The organism is Nostoc sp. DedSLP03 (assembly GCF_034530815.1).
In the GTDB taxonomy this organism is placed as follows: domain Bacteria; phylum Cyanobacteriota; class Cyanobacteriia; order Cyanobacteriales; family Nostocaceae; genus Nostoc.
On record NZ_JAVRCK010000028.1, the window covers coordinates 72,106 to 92,574 of the forward strand.

The following is a 20,469-nucleotide window of genomic DNA, read 5'->3' on the forward strand; positions in this document are numbered from 1 at the left end:
ATCCAGAGTAATTTTTCTCTTTTACAGAAGATAAGATCAAAGAAAAATACTCGAAAGATTTCTTGATTGCATCATAGATTTAAGATTTTAAAGGAGAAATCTTGTATGGCGATCAATGAAAAAAATATTCGTGTAGTGCTTGCCATCGACTTTGGCACATCTCGTTCTGGCTACGCTTATGCATTTGTGAATGATCCTCGGATTATCGGTAGAACAGAGTGGGAGGGTCAACCTATTGCTTACAATAAAACACTCACACATCTCTTATACTCTAGAGATGAAGGCAAAAATATAGTAGATGCTTGGGGATGGCCAGCAAAAAAAAGACTGTTTGATATTCAACGCTCATTCGATGATCCACAAGGTTACTATTTTTTTGAAAACTTCAAAATGAAATTACATCAGGGGCAAGATAAAAATTCAAATGCTCCTGACATTACAACTAATGATGGACAAACATTTGCAGTACTTGACTTAATTTCTGACTATGTAAAACTTCTTAAAGAACTTGCTTTAGAAGAAATCAAAAACTCAACTGCTGGTTACTTAAAAGACAGTGAAATTTTATGGTGTTTAACGATCCCAGCTATTTGGACAAATGCAGAGAAGCAGTTTATGCGTAAAGCAGCCCAAAAAGCTGGATTAGTTGGGGAGGGTAGTGCTGAAGCTGAGCGTCTTTTATTAGTCTTAGAACCAGAAGCAGCAGCTATTTATTGCCAAGACAAGGAAAAGTCTCAATTAGAGCCAGAAACTCGTTTCATGGTTGTTGATTGTGGTGGTGGAACTGTTGACATTACAGTTCATGAAGTCTTGCAAGACAGAAAACTTAAAGAAGTCGTGATAGGTAAAGGAGGTAAATATGGTTCTACATACATTGATAAGGACTTTGAGAAATATTTGAGAAAAAAACTCAATGCTGATGTGATAGATCGGTATGAAAGTGATTATCCACAAGAGTATCTTGAAATGATGGCGAATTGGGAACGCATTAAGTGTGATTTTAACCCTCAAAACAATGACAATATAATTAATTTTTCTATACCTAGAAAACTTGACCGATTATTACAAGAACACTATCCTCATCTACTGGAGCATCTTGCAAAAGAACAGCAAGGAGAGGATGCAAATATCTATCTTGACAAGAAGACAATGATGGATATTTTCTCGCCAACCTTAAATGGTTTAATAGAAACAGTTGATGAGCAGTTTCACACATTAAATAGTCGCGGCTGTGACATTATTTTTCTTGTAGGTGGATTTTCTAGTTCCCCCATATTACGACAGCAAATTCAACAGAAGTTTGGTAGTAGAGTTAAAAAGATTGTCTTTTCTCCATCTCCTGGTGCTGCAATTGTAGAAGGAGCAGTATTATATGGCTTAAATCCATCCATTATTCCTTTGAGACGCAGCCGTCTAACATATGGTTGTGAAACCTCGCTACCATTTGATTCAACCTTAGATCCAGAGACAAAAAAATTCTGGTCTAGCTATCGAAAAGGATATTACTGCAAACAACGTTTTGACATCTTTGTTAAAGCTGGAGAACCTGTAGAAGTTAATAAGGGTATTGAATATGATGGTTACAGTCCGCAACAGGAAGATCAAAAAGAAATAAAATTTCCTTTTTATTCAACTGAGAAACAACAAGTTCGTTACACAGATGATCCAGGAGTCGATAAGATTGGGGAACTAATTGTTGAAATTCCAAAAACTGAAATAAACTCAAAACATAATATCAAGGTAATCATGTATTTTGGTGATACGGAGATTAAAGTTGAGGCAATAAATCCAGAATCTGGAAGAAAATACAACATTAAATTTCTCTTCGATTATTTGTAAGAGCTAAGTAAGAATGAATATGTCTAACCATCAAAATATAGAAGATTCGCCCACAAAACCGCCAAAATCTTGTGAAGAAAATCTGCAAGATGAATTAACTTCTGAACAGTCTGAGGTGAGTGCTGTAGAGGAGCAGAACGTCTCTAGCACAGCAAATGAAATTTTAGCACAAGAGATAACTCCCCAAGAGGATTGTAAATTTACACAATCTGGAACAACTTTGTTACAACAGCCAATTGATACTGAGCTTGTTGAAGAGAAACAGGTAGTTCTGAAAGAATCAGAGAAATCACTATTGGAACAACAGGGCTGTGTTGAAGCTACAAAAGATTTTACAACTCAAGAAACTAAATTGAATGCTATAGAGAGAATTAACAAGATTTTCCAAGAGCATGAATATTTGAAGAAGAAAGTTATTGAACTTGAAAGGGAGTGTGATGAACTCAAAACTCAAAAAGGAGAACTTTTGGTTACAATTTCGGAATTTGCAAGAAATAAAAGTACAACTTATGTTTCAGGAGACCGTCCCCAAAATCACATTTTGGTTCATGAATTTATACAGCTAAAAGACCAAAATTTTCAATCTGTTAGCACTTTGATATTCCATCACAATTCTGAAATTAATCACTCTTTTAAAGCTAATCGAAGGCAAGAAATTGCCAAAATTAAGTCCACACTGTCTGAGGAAATTTTGGTGAAGCAGATGAAGACTGTACTCGAAGATTCTACTGCTGTAGTCTCAGAGATTATAAATTCAATTTATTTGGCTTTAGGAATTAATAATTACCCTCATGAACAAAGTCCAAAAAACCTTCACCGTGAAATTGAAAATCTAATTCATAAAGGGCTAAATTTGATATTTAGAATCTCTAGTGCTGATCCTCCAGGAGATTTATGGATGGAGCAAAAAGGTATACAATTCGATCCTCAAAAGCATCAGCCTTTTCTAGACTGTGATGGAGCGGGGCAAATCAGCTTTACAGTGTATCCAGGCTACCGAGTTAATAACCGTATTTTCGAGAAGGCTCTCGTCTTCACAACAAACGAGAATATTTAAGCACTATACAAAGTAATAAAGGTTTGGTAAGGTGGCTATGAACTATGACGAACGGCGAAGATTGTACCGAAATTGTAACTGCCATTTTTCATAAATCGACTATGATAACTTAACTAAAATTAATAGTTACAGATAAATACGTAAAAAAATTCATAAAATTCCTTATTTGTTTCCAATTTTATGTTACCTAGTAAGTCTAGAAATGTCGAGGAGATGGGTATGCTAAACGACATGGCTGTGGAAAAGTTGCAGGTCTACAAGAAGTACGCAGATGATATCCTGCAAAATCTTGAGTTGGTGGACCGAAACCCTCCACCTGCTGAAGGTTCGATTCCCGCCAGTGTTGCTCGCATACATCAAGAAGCGCAGAAAACTAAGGATCGAGCTTCCTCATTTATTAAGGTTGGTGTGATGGGAGAGTTTAGTGCAGGTAAAACACTGCTACTGGGAAGCTTGATTGGTTTTGCTGATGCATTACCTATCAATGAAAATCCTACCACAGGTAATGTCACTGCCTTGTGCTTGATCCAACAAGAAGGATTGCACACCACTCAGCTAGATGAGTTTCAGGTGCATTACCTCTCTCAAAATGAGGCAAAAGATTGTCTGCGTTATATGCTCGATGAAGTGCTCAACCGAGCAAGAAATGCGCGACTTTCTCAACCCCAGATTGATGCATTGTCTGCCATGAACGTAGCTGATCAACATGTTTGGGAAGCGATCATCAATTGGTGTGAGGATGCCTGGAGCAATAAAAATCTAGAGTTACGCTACCTACTGAGAGAACTTATCAACTTTTCCCACACCTATCTTGCCTACGGCTCAGCTGCTTGTGAAAAGTCTGTGATAGTAAATAAGACTATAGCTAGAGAAGGGTTGCAATTTCCTCAAATAGAAGCCGATAAGACGAAAGGCATTCAAGATTTAAGCTTTGATCAAATTGTTCCGATTTTATCTCCCTGGAAGGTATTCCCTGAAACTTTTTCCACTGAAGACTTACAAAACACTTTTTCTCTGGTTCGTCGTATTGACGTTACAGTAAAAGTGTCCAACAAATTCTGGGATTTGTCCGGGCTTCAGGGAGCGAACCAATTGATAATATTGGATTTTCCTGGTTTAGGTGCACCAGGATCTGGGGTGCGCGATCGCTACCTTTCTTTAAAAGAACTACAAGAAGTCCAAACTATTTTGATTCTGTTGAATGGAATAAGCCCAGCCAGCGATCGCGCGGATAGTATATTTACAATGCTACAGCAGGAGCGACCAGATGAAGATCTCAAAGATCGTATTCTGATTGGAGTCGGAAGATTTGATCAACTTGCCTTAAATGATGGCGGTGAACAAATCCTTGATAAGCTAACTCAGACAGAACAATTAGAGGAAACAACAGTATTAGACCAACTCAGGATTTTGCAAACAGCTATTACAAGAGCCAAGTCTTTTCCAACCGATCACAACAAAATTGTTTTTCTCTCTCCAATGCTCTCTTTAGCAGATCAAGCAAAAAACTCGTCTCATAACGTTAAAGTAGGTTCTCAAGAATTTCTCACGCGCTTAGATTATCCGGGTTATTTGGATCAAGCAACACGCCTCCGTCCAAAGTGGAGACAACTCAGTCAACACTTATTGAAAAGTAACTCCCGCAGTTCGTTAGGAAAACAACTTAGGGATTTTGCTGAAGATGGAGGTATTGGACAATTGCAAAAGATAATTCAAGCTCATGTGGTTAAGCATGGACTCAACCAACTACTCACTGACACTGAAACAGCCGTCACAGCTTTGAAGCAGGAAAAACTCAAACTCACACAAGAGTTGGAAAACTTACAGCAAGAAGACATTTCTATTATAGATCACCCGACTTTACTGCAATTAACCAATGCAATTCAAGGACTTTTAGAGAAATACAACCGATTCAAAGAAGAGTTGGAAACACAACCTATCCGCAATCGTCAAGATATTCCAGTCACTGAAGTAATTCGAGAAAAACTGAAAACTAATATCTATAACTGGAGTGAATGGACTCTCTTGTTCAACAAAATCAAGAATGGAATTGTTGTTCTAACGGCTCAGGGTAGCGGATCTGCAAAAATTTTATTTGACGAAGATGATTTAGTTGATAATACAACCCCAACCACGAGTGATGATTTTTATAGAGTCTTTGCTAAAACATTACAACAATTGCACAGAGATGCTAATCAAGCTGTCTATGATGCAGTGGTTGCAAGGATTGACAAACTATCAGTTAATATTAGTGATAACTATCATCAATTAAAGGCATTTTTACTACCAGAACTTAAACAATCGATTCAGCAACAGTTTGGTAGGGAAGGTGTACGGTTATTTCAAGGACTATTGCGTGCCCATAAGCCAGAAGATTGGCAACAAACCATTCTTGAACAAAGCAACCTCATCACAGATATTGAAGAAAGCAAATTGCTCGCAGACGATGTTTTGTCAGAATCTCCTGACTTTAAACTCTTTTTTCCGTTAGCCTGTAAAGACGAACGCCATATTATTGGTCAAGTGTTTGATTGGGGTGCGAAAAAGCATCCTACTCAACCTAAACCAACAAACCATCAATTCCTTATCCTCCGTATTAGAGAAGAATTTATAGATAGCGCTAGTCTACATATATTGCAAAAAATCAGTGAAATGGAAAAGAAAGTGAATGGTGAATTTCTCGGCATCGTGGATCAAATCAATCCCCGTCTACAGGATCTGTCTAGAAATGACTCCTTGCTACGATTTATTGCCAGTGGTGAACAAGGTTTGAATCCTGACAAACCATCATGGCTTCGAGCATTAGAGCAAGTGGTTTCTGTCGTAGATCCAGACTCGCTTTAAAGGAGGAATATTGCGATGCCTATTGAAATTCAAATACCAGAACAATTTTCGTTGCATCTCTCAGATGACAGTAACATCCTCGAATTACCAACGGTTAAGCTTGTTCCCATCAACAATAACCGTCCTCACATCATTCACATTTCTTATTCCGTACAAGGGAATCCAGCAGAACTAGTAGACTTAATAAATTTAGCTTACAAAGAGAGAGAGCAGAAGTATGAACCTCCCTTGAAACTGACTAGCACTCAACAGGTACGACGACAAGTCAAATGTCCACCGAACAACCCCTTACCTCTAGGAGCTAACTGCACCCTCAACGTCAAAGTCGATTACGTTGATTCCAATACTACAGGTTTAGCCGATTTTGCTTCACCACAAACTGCGACTGCTCAAAGTCGGCTAACTACTCCTGGTATATCTAACGCAACAACGCCCCAGTCTCTCCCTCCGAATCACATGACTCCCAAATCTACCGTTGACTCCAATTTAACAGATGATACAGAAATTGATGGTTGGTTGGCAATTGACTTTGGCACATCCAATTCTACTGTAACACTCTTTGACCCACGTATTGTTCCACGCCCTGATGAACTTCCAAGAGAACCAGCGCAACTGTTACGAAAACTGTTAGCCGAATGGCTAGATCAGCCTGTTGAACAACAGTCTGATATCAACACCCAAGAATGGAAAAAATTAATTACGACTCTCAATAATAGACTAAAGGTAACTTCATCCAATACACTCGGAGATATCATTCGCAGTGAAGATAGCTCTCATGTATTGGATGTCATTTGCCAAATTGAATTATATCCTTTTGCGTATGATAAATCTCGCAGAGCAGTTAGAAGGCAGCTAGATGATGTTTATCATCAAGCATTGCGTGTACCCCCACTCACAGGACAAAGCCTGTTTCCAGTGGAATTGGATGAAACTCGTCATGTCAATGAAATTCCCAGCGAGTTAGAGGTGATTTCCTTAGATCCTTTGACTGTGAATTTAGGGCATCGAGTGAGCCAAAATCGAAAGCAAGCACTTAACAATGCCTCGGGTAAGGATTGGCAAGAGATTTCAGGCAGGTTTCACCACTCCCCCAAACGCTATTTCGGGCAAACTCGGCAAATTGATGTATCTTTGGATGGTAAAGACATTGCTGTCAAAGATTTGATTCAAGCAGCGTGGAAACACCTATTTGAGCTTACTTTAAAATACCGAAATCGTAACTCTCGCAACCAGTCTGGAGGTCACTTTAATACTGTTATTATCACCTACCCAACCATAGCACCTCCAACAGTTCGCGAGCAAATTAAACAACTGGTTGGTGTTAATGGTCTGCGTATTCCAAATGTCCGAATTACTTATGATGAGGCAGTATCGGTTGCTATTTTCTATTTATTCCAAGCATTTAAGGGCGACTGGACTATTGGCATCGAAGCCTTTAAGACTCGTTGTCGTCGGGTAGGAAACAACTGGGTACAGAATGTTTTAGTCTTAGATATTGGCGGTGGAACCACTGATATTGCTCTGATCAACTTAACGTTGGAAGAAATTGATCCATTCAAGAAAAACGAAGATCGAGGTGACGGCGGGCGATACTATAAACTTATTCCTAAATTACTGGGTGCATCTGGGCATTTGCATTTAGGTGGCGAATTGCTAACTTTGCGAGTTTTCTATTTTTTGAAAGCTGCAATCACCGATTGTCTTCTTAGTGCAGTTAGTGATGAACACTTGCAAAGTGAAAAACTTAGCAATCGTTTGGATCTGCTATTAGACAACGAACGCTTTTCACGATTTTTAGATCAGAATCAAAAGTTTCGTAGAGGTTCTTTAAGAACATATTTAGAGAAAGAAAATTTAGAAAGCAAAGATATTCAATATGCTTTAAACCTAATCGATGATATTCTACCAACGCGGTGGAAAGAAAAAGAAAGTACAGGTTGTTTACAAACTTTCTATCTTCTTTGGGATGAAGCAGAAAAAGCCAAGCTTTATCTTGGTTCAAAACAGAAACTAGAGGACACTGGGGAGCGTGAATATAAGGTTTCTGAAACAATAATTGAAGACCTTCTCAAAGCTAGTGCTATAGATCACAATATCAATCAGCCGAATAGCCTCAACATTACCTTGTCTCAACAAGAGTTTGAAAAATCTGCCATTCCTGTAGTCGAAGAAGCTATTGGCATTGCTGCAAAATTAATGGAAAATCGGTTAAGAAAATTGGAAGATGAGGCTCAATCTGTGGAGCCTGTTGAACCCAATACTGTAAACAATAAACAACAAATTGATTGGCTGATTTTATCTGGTAAAACTTGTGGTCTTTATTTGGTTGAGCAAGAAATTCGTCGCCAGTTTGGTCAATCCGAGTATTTTGTGTGGAACCCAGAACGTATCACTTTTGAAAAAGAATACACTAAACAAGCAACCTCAGCTGGGGCTTGTTACGCAGAAAATCTGCGGCAATTGATTTTTGCTCCCGAAAAGGCAAAACATTTGTTGATTAAAGGGTTAAGTCAGCTTTATATTGATGTCAAAAATTTATTCTATTACTTGCCCTGCGCATTTAAACTTAAAACTCAGAGAGGTAATGATTTCATACCTATCTTTGAAGCAGGTCAAGAACTTGAACTTGATCCCAAAGATTTCACCGCCAAGTATTGCACCCCAAAATGGGAAGGAGTTCAACTAGCCATTTTTATCTATCGGATAGACTTCGAGGACGCAATACCACAGTTGTGGGGAAGTGCTGAGCTAAGTAAATTAGCTGAAAACTTGGGTATGGGTGATGAGATGCTGCGTAAGCATATCATCGTCAAATACGAAATTGATCAAACGCTTCAGATCCAATTATTGCTCTGTCGGGATCGCGCCTATTACCAAATCGACGAAACTAATAATCAAGAAAACCCTCCACTTAATGTTCAACAAATCTTTCAAGAAAATTTCTCAGACCATAGAGATACACAAACTCCAGCTATTTTAGAAGAAGATGATCAAACAAACCCTCTACTTAACGTTCAACAAATCTCTCAAGAAAATTCCTCAGACTATGGAGATACACAAACTCCTGCTATTTTAGGAGAAGATGGTAGGGTAGCCTTGGATATTGCTGTTAATGTCTTGGAGACGGCAACTGCCTTCAATCCCGGATCTGAAAATATTATTTTTGGGGCAAAGCAAAGTTACTCACAAGAGGGATTTTACTACAAAGGAGAGACAAACTCCCGTGAAGGTAAAGGAATTATCAGTGAGCCCTTACCGCCTTTTCCCCTCAGCAATGAACACCGATTCTTTCTATGCTTGCCTAACGGCGATAAAAAGTACATTGGCAAACTTCCCAAACCCAATATTAGCAAAGATCCGAACAATAGCGAAGAAGCTATTCGATACTACGCCTCTCTTGACAGTGAAGGAATCCTTCGCATTCATGCAGGTAAATTGCCCTATTGGATCTCTGATGAGCCTGAGTGTCTTCGTGAGGAAGGGTGTGTGTATCAGCAACCTTTGAGGCTAACACATGAAAATGAAAACGAGAAACGCGATCCGTTTTGTGGACTACATTAGCTCTGCTAAGGACTAAAATTATTAGCATGGATACCTTAGATGATTTGCTACAAAAGCTATTTGCAACCCCAGAGTCTGATTTAGCCAAACTTTCGCGGGTGTATCTACTTGGGTTGCACGCACATCTGGAGAACGCAATCCAAACCCAAGAAACTCCATCCATCGATCCTGCTTTCCCTCTTTACCAACCCATTCTAAGTAAGTTAAGTAGCCTTTTGCAGCCTCAAGCGCAGGTGGATAGCCATTCCACTATTCTTCCTGATTCCTATAATACATCTGTGCTTCCAAAACTAGAGGAATTGCGACGAGCTTTTAATAACAATGATGAGCTGAGTCAATTTCTGGGTACAGTTCAACTCGTAAGCACTCAAGACGATGATTTATGGAATGAAATACAGTTACTATTGTTACGCATTCCTTTAGCGATCGCCGAACAGTGGCGACAATTTGCACTCAAGTTAGCGGAAAAACTTGGAGCAATTGAAGACACTTCAGGGGAGCGGCTCATTCAAATTCCTGCTCCGCAAGATAAAGTCTACTACGGATTGACTGGGTCTGTACAAGCCGATGGATTGCGATTCTCTCCCCAAGTTACATTACACGAAAAGGTTAATACTGAACCATTAGAAGGTGATTTGCATTTGTTAGCGATCATAGTTTCTACCCTACTGAATTTAATTGATCTAGACCCTAACTTACACCATGCACTGAAAAGTGTTAATTTTGCTAGTGTGCAACCACTTACCATACCAACAGAACGCTCAAAATACACAGAAGCATTGATTGATCGATTTAATCGTGTTAAAGCCGCAGAACTTTCTACTAATTCAGCTACCATTCTACGGACACGCTTAGATCTCGACGAAGCAATTCACTCTGTAGTATACCTTCCAACAGTTGATCGAGACACCTCTTGGTGGAGCAAATTACAACGAGAGGCTAGACAAACTTTAATCAGCAGAGCTAAACAATATGGAGGGCAAATTCAACAGCTTTGGGGAGCTTATGCTGATGTTTGGAAACGCTCAAAGGATGATTTGGAAATTGATATCGGGGGAGTGCGAGGACAAGTTTCAGCATGTCTTCGTGTTTACGCCAAAATCGATGGAGAAGAACTACCGGGAAGAGTGCTTTACCGCTCCCTTAATTAACCCGCTTTTCCTCGGACAATTGGCAGGGTTAGCGCGTCTCAAACCCTATTGACAAATCGATTCTATGAGAGTGTTGAGTTAGGGAAAGCCGCCGCCAAAACAGAAACCATATAGTCATCATTTATCGCGGCTCGCCGTGACTTTTGGTGAATACTGCGGCGGAAAGATGATTCTCGCTCTAAGGCATTCAGGGCAATGCGACGTAGCAAAGAAAAATTCTGTGGACTGTGCAGAGAACGAATTCGACATTTATCCTCATTGAAAGTGACATCTAATGTCCAATGAAGAGAATTTTTTATTCCCCAATGCTGTCGAATGGCGCTACCAATTTTATTAGCATCACTGGCAAGACTAGTGATGTAAAATTGCACCTCCTGAGTAGTTTGATTCCAATGCTGAATCGAACGCACTATCATAACTACTGTTGTCAGACCAGACCACAAATCTTGTTCATGAAGTGCAGGAAGTTGTGACACTGGTACGGTGTAAACCTGACGATTCTCAATGCGGTGATGTCCTTTTTCTATGCGTTGGCTCATACTCACATCAACATTTTTAAATCCATTGGACTGGGCTGTCTCAAACCAATTCTTTACTTGCTGGTGCAGTGTAGGATGATTATCTTTCAAGCTCAAAACGTAATCAGAATCAGCCGCGATAATTTTCTGGGCAATCGATTTTTGAGTACCCATTGCATCAATAGTAATGATGCAGCCAGATATGTCTAGCATTTCTAACAATGCTGGAATCGCAGTGATTTCATTGGATTTGTCAGTGACCTTTGTTTGTCCTAATACCAAACGGTGTTCACTTGACCACGCACTGACTGTGTGTAAGGCTTTTAGCTGAGATTCTCGGTCATAGGAGCCTCGATGAGTTTTGCCATCTATAGCTACTAGTTCTACTCCCGACTTCTCCACTAGTGATTTTACCCAGCAACGAAAACATTTCTCAAATTCTTTGGGGTTAATTTTCTCAAATACTCTTCTAAAAGTGTCTGGACTGGGTATTCCCTCTGGCAGTTCTAGAAATGTCTCCAACCACTCCTGTTTATTGAGTCCATAACTCCTCGATATCTTCCCAACCTTGCCCTCCTGCGATTACTGCCAAAATCGCTATGGTGATGATATCGGTCAGTGAATGCCATCTCGTCCTTTCTACTCTGGGGTCTTTGATTTCTGTGAAGTATTCCTGAAACTTAGTGGTAATGTCTTTGCTATCTATGCTGGGTGCAAAAGATGCTTTGGTTTTGCTTTTCTTGTTCTCAAATCCTGTTGACATTACTCGAACCTTGCACCTAGATGGATTAAATCTTACCCTAGCTCGGATAGTGCCACTTTTAACCCAACTTTGCCAATCAGGCAAGTCCGCTTGTCAATAGGGTTTGAGACGCGCTAACCCTGCGAATCACTGGGAGCGATGCCTTCTCTACGAGACGCTACGCGAACGGCGGGCTACGTCTACGCTGATGATTTAAAGATGCTGCCGTTGACTGTTAAAACTTATATAAAATTAGCTCGAAAAGCTTTCAAGCAAGGGAAGAAATAGTTTGAGTTGTTCTTCAGTACACAGTAAACTAGCTAAATAAATACGAGTCTTGCTGAAGCATGGGTGTTTTAATGGCTATAGAACGGGAATCAGTAAATTTTAAACTTCCCAAGTCTTTAGTTGAATTACTCAGAGCCGAAGCAAAAAAACGCAACACCTCAGCAACAGAGTTGGTAGCGCAGGGTTTGCATCACATCCTGGGTCAGACGGAAGTTGCTGACAATTGTATAGAAGATGTTCTACATCAGATCATTAACCGACTCTCGGCACTGGAAGCAAATCAAGTAAACAATACTTCGAGTATAGAAAGCAGTATAGAGAACCGCTTACAGCAAATAGAAACTGTTTTGGGGCATCTCACGCACAGTATAGAACAAAGTATAGAATCAACATCCACGCAACAACAAGCACAACAGCTAAGTAACTTGGAAGAAAAGTTAGGAACCGTCGCCAAGAACCTTGCCCAACTTAACAATGCACTAGGGCAGCTTCGACACCAAGGAAATACAGGCAGAAGGCAATTTTCATCATCTCATCAGTTTCATGGTAGATCAGTAGAAATTCAGTCTTTGACTGGGGAAAATCTAGCTCGAAGATTGGGTGTTGATGAATCAAGCCTTTCCAGAGAGAGAGAAAGCAAAAGTCCATCCGAGTTTGAGTCATGGAGCCGCCATAGAGACCCCGCTTCTCGTGGTTGGCGTTTTGGTGACGATGGATTATACTACCCGATCAAGTGAAGCCCACCGCAGGCAATGGCAAGAACCGACACTAGCCATGTGTATATATAGATGTATGTCATGGAAATTGTTGATTAACTTTTTATGTCCCTTCAAGTCTACGGCATCCTCAACTGCGGCACTTGCAAAAAAGCTTTTAACTGGCTTCAAGACAACGGCATTGACTATGAATTCATCAACACCAAAGAAACTCCACCCACCCGTGAGCAGATCCAAAACTGGGTAAAGTCTTTGGGTTCCGCTCCCATGCGGAACACTTCTGGCCAATCCTACCGAGCTTTGGGTGATGAAAAGAAGACTTGGACTGACGAACAGTGGATCGAGGCATTCGCTAAAGATGCAATGCTGCTCAAACGTCCGCTTTTCGTCAAGGATGGAACAGCTGTGTTGGTAGGCTTCAAAGATGAAAAAGTCATTCGAGAAAAATTAGGAATTTAATCTCCAAACCCCTACCCTGATTGCATCCCCCTCTAGATCGAGAAAACCTTTATTTGTCGAAATCAAACTCATCAAATGGAGTGAGAATCGACAGCGATGATCGCACATTAGGCAAGATAAATTAATAACAAACTCTGTAAGTTACAAACTTACAAACTCTCAAACTCCCAAACTTACAGATTTAAGGAGCTTCGTAACTCATCTTCTGTAGTACCTTGAAGCTCCGAAGCTTTACTCAGCAGTAAATCTACTGCAACACGGATCAAAGTATTATCTGTAAGTCTCTCACCACCTTTAACTTGTTTCGTTCTATTTAATTTCCGGGTGAGATCGGTAAGTGCGTCAATCTGATCCTGTCTCAATCGTGTTTCCTTACGCTCCAATTTTAAATACTTCGGAAGTTCGGTACTCTGTAAGTCTGTATCTTTCAAGCTTTGTAACTTTGTAGTTTTGTTTACTTCTTCTTCACCCTCCCGCCTAATAGCAATTTGCATGGAAGAAACAGACTCTGAATATTTATTAGTCTGTAAGTCTGTAACATTGGAAGCCTGTTGCTCTGTAACTCTTTTTTCTACTTCACTTGAAGATTCTGGTATAGTTACAGAGTTTGTAGCTTCCGAAGTCTGTAAGTCTGTAACTTTGGCAGTCTGTTGTTCTGTAACTTTGTCTTCTACTTGTCTCGGAGTTTCCAGTAAACCTTCAGAGTTTGTAGCTTCCGAAGTCTGTAAGTCTGTAACCTTGGCAGTCTGTTGTTCTGTTGACTCTGTTTTACTTAAAGGTTCGGATTCGGATAATGTTACAGAGTTTGTAGCTTCCAAAGTCTGTAAGTCTGTAACTTTGGTAGTCTGTTGTTCTGTTGACTCTGTTTTACTTAAAGGTTCGGATTCGGATAATGTTACAGAGTTTGTAGCTTCCAAAGTCTGTAAGTCTGTAATTTGGTCTTCTGCTTCACTTGGATTCTCTGCTAAACTTTCGGACTTTGTAACTTCCGAAGTCTGTAAGTTTGGTTCTCTGATTTTTTGCGTTTCTTCGTGGACAAGATCAGATAAACGACGACGTGCTTTAGCCATGAGTATTTACCTCTCTCAAAAGCTCATCAGCAACACGCCGATAATCCCCTTCAGCTTCACGAGCTATTTTTCCGCGAACTTGAGTAATTGGTATGCCATCAAGAACAGCTTGTTCATGAACAGCATAAGCCCTGACAAAACCGTTAAATGCAGGAATACCGCCTTGCATGAGTGCTTGTTGAGCATCAAGCGCCTTACCCAAACTACGAGGATCAACACGAGTTAATAAAACTCGAAACTTAACATTTGCTGGCATGATCGATGCCTGTACAGTTTCAATCAGTGCCTGAAGATCCATTGGGGCTGGGGGAGATGGCAGCAAAACAAAATCAGCCGCATCGATAGTAATTTGCAGTGCCTCAAAGTGGAGTGCCGGAGGAGTGTCCACAATAATAAAATCAAACCCTTTTACTTTTTTAAGTTTTAACAACTCATTCGTATCTGTTTCCTTAGATAATTCAAAATCTCGCTCATTGCGCTCTGCCCACCAAGTAGCAGAACCTTGAGGATCTGCATCTACCAACAATACTTTTGATTTCTCAGCAAGGATGGCTGCTAAATTGACGCTAGTTGTCGTCTTAGCTGACCCTCCCTTTCCGTTCACAACAGCAATAATATGCACATCCTGACTCCGTAACTTTGTAACTCTGTTTGTTCGTAACTCTGTAAGTTAGTAAGTAACAAAGATACTAACTTACAGAGTTTGTATGTCAATAGTACGCCATAGAGTTGACACAGGCCATACCAGGAACAAAGAGTATGATTAACCATCGTGGGTAGTGTTGTCCTGCTACTAGGAAAAACTCATCGAGCAGGAGCATTCCCTCGAATTCCACCCACCTACTTACTTAAAAGAATTGTGTTATGGCTCAATCTCACCCTTCATTGCCCCAACCCCAGCTAGAAAAAGCTGGTATTACCTTTGAACAGTATTTAGAATTTACCCCAGAAAAGCTGGAACTGAGTAACGGATATCTAGGCTATGGCGGACAAGACCAACTTGGTTTTCATTTGGCTGTCCTCACCAACATGGGGTTATTATCAGCAATTCGGCATACAGGCTTGTCGCTGTGGCTAGAAGCCCTTGACCGTCGTGTACGGGAAAAACTAGCAACCGTCAACGCCGACCCAGAAGTAGCCCAAGCTTTGTTAAATCGATTTGATCGGGCTATGGCAGACCTGACGGCGGTGGTAGAGTATCTTGAGGAATAAAATTAATAGACTAGAAAATAGAATAACCTGTAGACTTAGGTATTGCCGCTAGGGTTGGTACAGAGCGGATCTGAACTGCGGGTTCATCCCATAAGTCTACCCTATAAAATGTCAATTAGCTCCGAATAAACTGAACTTCTTGTCAAATAAAAACAATGAATATTGAACAGACCGTCTTAGAAGTTTCAGGAGTAGAAATTACCAAAACTCTCTTAGTAGATTTACAAAAACTCCAACAATACACTGGAGAACCAATAGCAGCTGTCTATGCAGACAATCTACTGCGTACCATGCGGAAGTTGCGCGATAAATTACCTTTTGACCCCTATACAGAAGTGGTAATGGCGCTGCATGATGCACTCTTCTTTGAAAACAGATGGATTGACTACAACGCCAATCAGTACAAGGGAGTTTGTGAATTACTTACATCCCTAGTGAATCAAGAAACCATCAACAATTCCTCAGTCGAGTCAGCCATTTTAACTTTAGAAAACTTAGGCTTTGATACCCTACCATTCGGTGTAAAAATTGACGATGATTTAGAGACAAATGCATTTTAATGAAGAGCGAACTCAAAACGAATGGGGGTTACTCTACCTAGCCTGAAATTCCCCGATAAACTGGGTTTCTCCAGAACGAATCGCACTCATTCGTATCTCGCTTCAATGCTCAAAAAAAACGCAGAGTTATGGTTTATAGTTAATACTGAAGTACAAACCTTTGTCTTGAAGATTATCTCCCCTATTGCGTAACTCGACAAGCGGGATAGCATAATCCAGTCGCATATTAAGTTGTGGAAATGGTTGCCACAAGACTCCTAGACCAGCACCTGCCAGAAAATTATCGCCTGTTAACTTATTGGGATTTCCTGATTGATTCCACACTGTTCCCATATCAAAAAAGGGCGCTATTTGAAGAGTAGGTTTTCTAGCTTCATTGCGTTGGAGAGTGATGCGATTTTCGAGAGAAAAGCGGAAGCCATTATCACCAAATCGAACATTCTGGCGATAGCCCCGTAACGATTGACTACCGCCAATAACGTACTGTTGAGATGGCAGTAAAGTATCAGGTGTTAGCTGGAGGTCTGTTTGCATAATCAGCAAATTATCGTTCCCTAATTGTTGCAACCATTGCAATTGACCCAGCCAACTAATAAAATTTCCATCAGGAATCGAGTTGCGATTATTTGTGGCATCAAATAATTCAGTTCCAAAGCTAAACTGCGAACGCAAAACCCAAGTTCCGCTATTACCTCGATGAATATAGTCCTGTGCAAACTTAATGACACTGGTGCGGCTGACTCCATCTTTATCAGGACCAATCCCAAAGGGGAATGGAGTATCATTGAACACAAATGTTTGACCATTTTGAAAGGTAAACCCTAGAGATAGAGCAAACTCATTGCTATACGAACGTACCAGTGGTTGGCGATAGGTCAGTTCAAAAAGTTCTGATTTAGCTCGAAAGTCAAATTTGCCAAAAGGGTCTTGAACAATTTTTTCGCGCCTACCTTCAAACCTCAATTGGAGGGTACTATTCTTGGGATTGACTGGAATTTGGTAACCAAGACTAACTGCATTGAAACCATCTTCAGTAGAGAAGTGAAACGGATCAGCTTCAAAGGATGTAACGAAGATATCTCCAAATCTTGCTAAGTTAGCAATACTCAAATCGGCTCTTAATCTTTCTGCTCCAACACTTGGAGGAGAAGAGTTATCAAAGCTGAAATTAGCCTGGAAAAACCTTGTTTTTTTTACCTTGATGATAAGATAACTTTCCCCCTCTTGTAGGTCGCTTTTTTCATCTGTTTCACCAGGTTTTCTAAGCGTTAGGATGGCATCTACATTTTTTTGAGCGCATAAAGATTGGGATTGTGAAGGTTGAATCTTTTTACATAAAGGGTCATCTTCATCAAATAAAGGATCTATTTCTAACAGTTTTATTTGTTCTTCTAGTTTTCTTATATTAAAAGGAGTTTCTATACCAAGTTTTACGCGATTGTGAACATAATGCTTTCTTGAATCCTCAATTCGCTTTTCCTCATAGTCAGTAACGAAGACATCGCGTATTTTCCCTTCTATAATACGAACAGTTACAGTTCCATCCGCACCAATTTCTGCGGATTCTGCTCTTGATGTGATGTAGCCACGTTCAATGTATAGCAGTGTAATCGCATCTTTGATAGCAGATAATCGCTCCAAGGTAGCAGGACAATTTTTAAACTTAAGCTGCTGAAGAACCTTTTCTGCATCAGAATCCGAGATGAGCTTTTTTTGTTGATCTGAAAACGAAACCACAATTTTGCTGATTTGCCGTTGCTCATTAGCAGCACCATTGGGAGATTGCTTTAGTGGCGGACATATTGGGAGAAGCGGACTAGCTGATTGCGAAATCCTTGGTGTAACGGTTGGGTTTTGCGATGATGGGGGGGTAGGACTATTAAGTTCAATAATACCTATGATTGGCGTATTGGCAGGTTTTAGAGGATTTACTGTATCCGGCTGATTTAGCTGAACCAGTTTAATAGCTTCAGTTGAAATTAACTTATTAGTTGGGTTAGCTAGGGCAGTAGATGGAGTAAAAACAAACACTAGCTGAAGAAAAATATAGTGCTTTATGTTCATCAATGTCTTTTTAGATTTACTTTATAAATAATGCGATGTGCGACTTATTCTTGAAACCTCGCTTCCATTCCTCCCTCTTTGTAGGATACTGTTGGTTAATTAATAGGGGGTCTAACCCCTTATCCCCAATCCATGTTAATTCAGTGCGTTTCAACGCACTTCAGCTATTAGCCTGCGATTTATTGCAGGGTCGGAAAGCAACGCAAAAGCAAGGTTTTATGGGTGAGGGGTCTAACCCTTCACGAATTTGCCAACACTATCCTACAAGGAGAGAGGCTTTAATTCTTGCTCCCCTTCACGCTTTTTGGGAAGGGTTGGAGAGCCAGTGCCTTGGGCGGCTCTACCGACTTGAAGCATCTGGCGTGGTTAGGTTTGAGAGAAAGTTGCATACGGCGTTAAATAACCTCTTAAGCTTTACCAAGGATTGCCAATAATAGTAAATGTTGCCCAGTAGTAAGGTTCCTGTAACTTTTTACTAATTTCTTTCTCCTCTTCTAGAAAACTCAGAATTGAAAGTAGTTGTTGCTTTACTGGCTCCGATAGTTTTGATAGTTCGGAATTTTTGTTTGGATCAAGTAAATATCTAAGATGTGACTTTAATTTATCAAACTTTATATCGCCATTCTTCATATCTAATTGAGCTTTTTGTAATGCTTGGACTTTGGTGAACCCTTGGCTTAAATTCTGGTAAAATTCACTCATTAATATCAATGATCCTGGGTCACTCACTTCCCATAAACTTGCCAAAGTTGATTTCACACCCAGCTTGGCTGATAAACCAACGAATATTGTTTCGCTACCCACTATTCCCTGTTGAGTATCACAAGCACTCAAGACAAGTAAGTCAACTCTAAAATCGCTCCATTTTAACTTATTTGGAAAATTTTCTTTTGGTGGATTTAACTCGTATTGTAAATTTTGTAGTGTTTTTTTTAAATCCTGGAATTGAATATAAAATTCAGCTTGTTTTTTATCCTTGCCTTTTTTAAATCCAGCATGAGTTGCTAAATGAACAATCCGAAATGGGCGTTCTTTACTCCAATAATTCAGATTATTTAGAGTGAATTGATTATCTTTAATAACCAAACCGTCAGCTTCCCAAAAGTCTTTTTTCTTAAATATGGCTAACTCTGCTGGAACAGCAGCTAAGGTCGAAAGTTGGCTTGGCTCTGCTGTTCCAGCAGCTAAAGTCGCGGACTGACTTGATTTTGAAAAATCTGATGCTCCCATAGCCAGAACTTTATACTTTGTGGGATTTGTGTAAGTAATGTCCGTATAACTGAGACTGGGAATAAGGCTAATAGCATACTGATCAATCAAAAACTCTTGTCCTTTTTTATTTTTTTGCAATGCTGCAAATGGAATGAGGCGTAGTTCTTTATCCATTGAGAAAAGTAATGTATTAATATGTTGTTTATCTAAAATTTTTTCTTCTATAGGCTCAATTAACCATTGATAAAGTTGTTTTGCATGTTCGCTATAGGAATCCTTATAGTCAGCACCTAAAACTTTTTGGCAATCTAATTTTGTTTCAATTTTTTTCTTGCTAATAATTTGACGTAGTAACTCAGAACGACACTTTAATTTATTGAATTTAGCGCCTGGCACATCTTTTAAAAATTCACCTTGAGATGTTTCCACTACTATTCGCAAGTAATCAGATTTTCTAACTGTATAAATAACTGCAAGTTTTGGTGTCTTTTGATTGTTCGGGTTTTCAGGATTGTTATTCTGTTGATTTTTAATTGCCTGAAATTGTTGTTCTATAGCATGTAAAGCAAACCTTATATCCTTAGCATTAGTGAACTTTTCACGAGAACCTTTCCCTAAAAAGTCTTCAAACTCTTTTTGCCTTGTTATTTCAATCGATTCTGCTGTAATCTCTGTCTTTCTAGATTGTTCTGGCAGGTTGTCATAAGGAATGTCAGAAGGGATACTGGAAAAATCCTTATTAGGTTCGTTGGTAGAGTTTTGGGTAACTGTAGAAATAACAGTAGTGTTGGTGGAGTTGGTATTAACCCTGCCAGGAATTGAAATAATGCCTGCATTCCCTGTTCCAGAGGAGCTATTTATCGAACTAGTGTCGATAGTGCCTGAGCTAGAAGAAATGGTCACTGTCCCACCATTCCCTGTTCCAGAGGAGCTATTTATCGAACTAGTGTCAATAGTGCCTGAGTTAGAAGAAACGGTCACCGTCCCAGCATTCCCTGTTCCAGAGGAGCTATTTATCGAACTAGTGTCAATAGTGCCTGAGTTAGAAGAAATGGTCACTGCGCCACCATTGCCTGTTCCAGAGGAGCTATTTATCGAACTAGTGTCAATAGTGCCTGAGCTAGAAGAAATGGTCACTGCGCCACCATTGCCTGTTCCAGAGGAGCTATTTATCGA

13 protein-coding genes and 1 pseudogene are annotated in these 20,469 nt (G+C 39.9%); 9 read left to right on the forward strand and 5 right to left on the reverse strand.

All coding sequences use genetic code 11. The features are described from left to right. The first annotated feature begins 105 nt into the window (after positions 1-105). The 5 genes from RM368_RS15645 to RM368_RS15665 all read left to right on the forward strand — a co-directional run bounded on the left by RM368_RS15645 (position 106) and on the right by RM368_RS15665 (position 10,452). Positions 106-1,839, forward strand: a complete 1,734-nt coding sequence (locus tag RM368_RS15645) for an Hsp70 family protein (RefSeq protein WP_322694900.1) — start codon at positions 106-108, stop codon at positions 1,837-1,839. A gap of 19 nt (positions 1,840-1,858) precedes the next feature. Then, complete coding sequence (locus tag RM368_RS15650; RefSeq protein ID WP_322694901.1) at positions 1,859-2,896, forward strand: hypothetical protein; 1,038 nt, start codon at positions 1,859-1,861, stop codon at positions 2,894-2,896. A 219-nt stretch (positions 2,897-3,115) separates the two neighbouring features. Continuing rightward, positions 3,116-5,740: a dynamin family protein gene (locus RM368_RS15655; protein ID WP_322694902.1), complete on the forward strand. Its 2,625-nt coding sequence runs from the start codon at positions 3,116-3,118 to the stop codon at positions 5,738-5,740. Between the two features lie 15 nt (positions 5,741-5,755). After that, positions 5,756-9,301 (forward strand): molecular chaperone, encoded by a 3,546-nt coding sequence (locus RM368_RS15660; protein ID WP_322694903.1) that lies wholly within the window; start codon positions 5,756-5,758, stop codon positions 9,299-9,301. Positions 9,302-9,327: 26 nt separating this feature from the next. Beyond that, entirely contained in the window at positions 9,328-10,452 is a 1,125-nt protein-coding gene (locus tag RM368_RS15665) for a hypothetical protein (RefSeq protein WP_322694904.1), read from the forward strand. Positions 10,453-10,514: 62 nt separating this feature from the next. Here RM368_RS15665 and RM368_RS15670 read toward each other — a convergent pair. Next, positions 10,515-11,733 (reverse strand): annotated as a pseudogene (locus tag RM368_RS15670) (ISAs1 family transposase). Between the two features lie 338 nt (positions 11,734-12,071). Between RM368_RS15670 and RM368_RS15675 the strand changes: the two are divergent. Then, entirely contained in the window at positions 12,072-12,737 is a 666-nt protein-coding gene (locus RM368_RS15675) for a hypothetical protein (protein WP_322694905.1), read from the forward strand. Positions 12,738-12,821: 84 nt separating this feature from the next. Then, a complete protein-coding gene (locus RM368_RS15680) occupies positions 12,822-13,175 on the forward strand; it encodes a Spx/MgsR family RNA polymerase-binding regulatory protein (protein ID WP_322694906.1) in 354 nt (117 codons plus the stop codon). A gap of 173 nt (positions 13,176-13,348) precedes the next feature. Here RM368_RS15680 and RM368_RS15685 read toward each other — a convergent pair whose 3' ends face one another. Both RM368_RS15685 and RM368_RS15690 read right to left on the reverse strand, forming a co-directional pair. After that, entirely contained in the window at positions 13,349-14,245 is an 897-nt protein-coding gene (locus RM368_RS15685; protein ID WP_322694907.1) for a hypothetical protein, read from the reverse strand. Further along, a complete protein-coding gene (locus RM368_RS15690; RefSeq protein WP_041566771.1) occupies positions 14,238-14,867 on the reverse strand; it encodes a ParA family protein in 630 nt (209 codons plus the stop codon). The genes RM368_RS15685 and RM368_RS15690 overlap by 8 nt, the downstream gene beginning before the upstream one ends. A 242-nt stretch (positions 14,868-15,109) precedes the next feature. On the opposite strand from RM368_RS15690, the gene RM368_RS15695 reads away from it, so the two are divergent. Together RM368_RS15695 and RM368_RS15700 are read left to right on the forward strand one after the other, a co-directional pair. After that, positions 15,110-15,457, forward strand: a complete 348-nt coding sequence (locus RM368_RS15695) for a hypothetical protein (protein WP_322694908.1) — start codon at positions 15,110-15,112, stop codon at positions 15,455-15,457. 155 nt (positions 15,458-15,612) lie between these two features. Beyond that, positions 15,613-16,017 (forward strand): hypothetical protein, encoded by a 405-nt coding sequence (locus RM368_RS15700; RefSeq protein ID WP_322694909.1) that lies wholly within the window; start codon positions 15,613-15,615, stop codon positions 16,015-16,017. A 126-nt stretch (positions 16,018-16,143) separates the two neighbouring features. Here the strand turns inward: RM368_RS15700 and RM368_RS15705 are convergent, their stop codons facing one another. Beyond that, positions 16,144-18,081 (reverse strand): ShlB/FhaC/HecB family hemolysin secretion/activation protein, encoded by a 1,938-nt coding sequence (locus RM368_RS15705; protein ID WP_322694910.1) that lies wholly within the window; start codon positions 18,079-18,081, stop codon positions 16,144-16,146. Positions 18,082-18,495: 414 nt separating this feature from the next. Then, a partial coding sequence (locus RM368_RS15710; RefSeq protein WP_322694911.1) for a CHAT domain-containing protein occupies positions 18,496-20,469 on the reverse strand: 1,974 nt, incomplete at its 5' end.